4 protein-coding genes are annotated in these 2,990 nt (G+C 61.9%); 2 read left to right on the forward strand and 2 right to left on the reverse strand.

The genetic code is table 11. The features are described 5' to 3' along the window. Positions 1 to 540: 4Fe-4S dicluster domain-containing protein (locus AYR66_RS20060; RefSeq protein ID WP_170942328.1), on the forward strand; the 540-nt coding region annotated here is incomplete at its 5' end. A 60-nt stretch (positions 541 to 600) separates the two neighbouring features. Here the strand turns inward: AYR66_RS20060 and AYR66_RS20065 are convergent. Both AYR66_RS20065 and AYR66_RS20070 read right to left on the reverse strand, forming a co-directional pair. Next, on the reverse strand, positions 601 to 1,443 hold the full coding sequence (locus tag AYR66_RS20065; protein ID WP_088708968.1) for a sugar phosphate isomerase/epimerase family protein: 843 nt from the start codon (positions 1,441 to 1,443) through the stop codon (positions 601 to 603). Between the two features lie 170 nt (positions 1,444 to 1,613). After that, positions 1,614 to 2,393 carry an IclR family transcriptional regulator domain-containing protein gene (locus AYR66_RS20070; protein ID WP_088708969.1) on the reverse strand — a complete coding sequence of 260 codons (780 nt, stop codon included), beginning with the start codon at positions 2,391 to 2,393 and terminating at the stop codon, positions 1,614 to 1,616. A gap of 141 nt (positions 2,394 to 2,534) precedes the next feature. Between AYR66_RS20070 and AYR66_RS20075 the strand changes: the two genes are divergently transcribed. After that, a partial coding sequence (locus tag AYR66_RS20075) for a shikimate dehydrogenase family protein (RefSeq protein ID WP_420093115.1) occupies positions 2,535 to 2,990 on the forward strand: 456 nt, incomplete at its 3' end.

Raw genomic sequence — 2,990 nt, forward strand, 5'->3', positions numbered from 1 at the left:
CCGCGTGCATTCGAACAATCCTGGTTGCACGAGGAATTGCACAAGGCGCGCAATTTCAAGCCGTCAATGGCGAAGGGGTTGTATCTCGGTACGTTGATGGTCGGCATCGACCAGGTGGTCTTCGGCGGCAAGGCTCCGTGGACGCTGCGGCACCAGCATGCCGACCATGAATGCCTGAAGCCGGCCGCGGAGTGCAAGCCGATCGATTATCCGAAGCCGGACGGCAAGCTGACATTCGACAGGTTGTCGTCGGTGTTCATCTCGAATACCAATCATGCGGAAGACCAGCCGGTGCATTTGCGGCTGCAATCGTCGGAGATTCCGGTACAGGTCAACCTGCGGCGTTATGCGGGACCGGAGGCGCGCTTCTGCCCCGCGGGCGTCTATGAATTCGTGGTGAGCGAAGAGGGCAGGGAACGGTTGCAGATCAATGCGCAGAACTGCCTGCACTGCAAGACCTGCGATATCAAGGATCCGGCGCAGAACATTGATTGGGTGACGCCTGAGGGAGGCGGCGGGCCGAATTATCCGAACATGTAGCGGCATGAACAAAAAAGGCCAGCAGGGCGGCTGGCCTGAAAGTGCCTGAAGCAGTCGGACTTACACCATGCTGTAACTCATCAATGCCGCTTCATGCACACCTTGGAGGTAACTCTCAGCCGTCCGGATCGCCCGGCGCGAAAACTCTTCCGCGCCGATCACGCCTTCCAGCGTGAGGTTCGGAATCTCGAGTGAGTAGCGTGTCGTCGCCGGCATCGCCTCGACGATGTCGCGCACCGCCAGCCCGCCTTCGCCGAGCAGCTTGCGGTCGTTGCGCGCGGCATGGATCAGGCCTTCAACCGTGGCCGGTGCCTGCGCCGGCGCATCGCACAGTTGGGCCACGCGGAACCATTCCTTCGGCAGGTTCTTCAATTCTTCGAGTCTGCAGCCGGAACGCGAGAAGTGCAGCGTATCGACCAGCAGGCCTGCGTTCGACCGGTTCACGGCGCTCAGCACGGCAACTGACGACGCCACGTCCGGCGTCTGCGTCCAGCTAACGAATTCGAGATTCACATGAATGCCGAAGGGCTTGGCGAGGTCGCACAGGCGGGCGAAGCGTTCGGTCGCGCGTTCGCGGTCGGCGTCGGGCAGTTGCGCGATGATGTCCTGCGATCCCAGTTCGGCCGTCACTTCGAGCAGCGGCAGATAGGCTTCCGGTTCGGTCGCCGCATCCATGCGCGCCAGTTCGATGTCGAGCACGCCGACGCCGGTGTCAGCCATGCGCGCCAGGGTTTCCTTCATCATCGCGCGGTCGCGCATCAGCGGATAGATTGGCTCATCCGGCGTGACGGCGGTGACGCGCAGGCCGACCCAGCGGTAGCCGGTGCGGGCGGCGATGCTCACCATTTCCGGCGGCGTGGAGTGCAGGACAGTCAGGTGCGCGAGGGAGAACTGGGGTGCCATGTCGGGGTTCCTTTTTTCGCATATCGGGGTAGGTATGCGAAAAGTATAGAACCCGGTTCTGACAGGTGGGACGTGAAAACAGAATGCGGTTTTCAGAAAAACGCGCATTTTCGCGATTATTAGGATTGCTGGGCGATAATCGCGCAAATATTTGCCTTAATGGCAACCAATCAGATCCACATCATGATCGTGTTGGCCGTCGACTGCAGCATCGGCACGCACTTGGCTACGGCTTCAGCCTTGGAGCAGGAGGCGCTGCTCATCGACACGCTCAGCGCCCCAACCACCAGGCCGTGACGGTTCTTCACCGGCACTGAAATGCCGCGCAGGCCGATCTGGAACTGCCCCTCGGTGACAGCGAAGCCCTGGTTGCGCACCTGCTGCAACTCCTTCAGCAATTCTTCCTTGCTGGTGATCGTCAGGTGGGTATAGGGCACCAGCTCCATCGATTCCAGCGTCGCCGCCAGCACTTCGTCAGGCAGAGCGGCGAGCAGCACCCGGCCCGCGGTCGACGTGAAGGCGGTCAGGCGGGTGCCGGGTTCGAAGCCGGTGGTAAGCAGGCGCGGGGTGTTGACCCGGCTGACGTACACCACTTCCTGGCCATCGAGCACTGCGAAGTTGGTCGACTCCTGCAACTGCTGCGTGAGGCGCTGCAGGAAGGGCACGATGGAACGCGGCAGGCGCGCCGACTCCAGGTAGGAGCGGCCGAGGTTCAGCACCTTGGGCGTGAGCCAGAACAGCTTGCCGTCGGTGGCTGCCATGCCGATGTGCACCAGCGTCAGCAGGTAGCGGCGCGCAGCGCTGCGGCTGATATTCGCCACCTTGGCCACGTCGCTCGGCGTCAGGTTCGGCTGGTCCTGGTTGAAGGCGCCGATGACTTCCACACCTTTGATCAGTCCATCTATCAAATCGCGCTTGGCGATATCGATTTCAATCGGTTTCGGTTCCATGGCCCTGAAAAAAGTGGATGGTTTGGGTGATTGTCATCTGCGTTGCGCGATTGGCGGTCAATAGGGCGAATATCGCACTTTTTGCCGCAACAGCGCCTGACTATACTCCGTCGCAATACATCTGGAAAGGACGGTCCGAACATGCAGGCGATAGAGATTTCAGGCAAGACACGCATCTTCCCGGTTATCGGATGGCCGGTGGAACAGGTGAAGGCGCCGGCGCTTTTCAACGCTTACTTCAACTACAAGGGCATCGACGCGCGCGTCATGCCGCTCAAGATCGCGCCGGAAAAATATTGCGAGGCGGTGCGCATGCTGATGGGCACGCCGAACGTCGGCGGCATTTTCGTCTCGATTCCGCACAAGCCGCTCACGCTGGAGGCGGTCGATGAAGCGACGCCGCGCGCCGCGCTGGCCGGCGCCTGCAACGCGGTGTACCGCCGGGAGGACGGCACCATCGTCGGCGACCTGATCGACGGCGAAGGCTTCGTGCGCGCCTTCGACCGCGCGTGCGGCGACACGCCGTTTTCCTGGAACACCTCGAGTGCGCTCGTCGTCGGTTGCGGCGGCGTGGGCCGCGCGATCGCGGCATCGCTG

Origin of the sequence: Noviherbaspirillum denitrificans (genome assembly GCF_002211445.1) — a bacterium.
GTDB lineage: Bacteria > Pseudomonadota > Gammaproteobacteria > Burkholderiales > Burkholderiaceae_D > Noviherbaspirillum > Noviherbaspirillum denitrificans.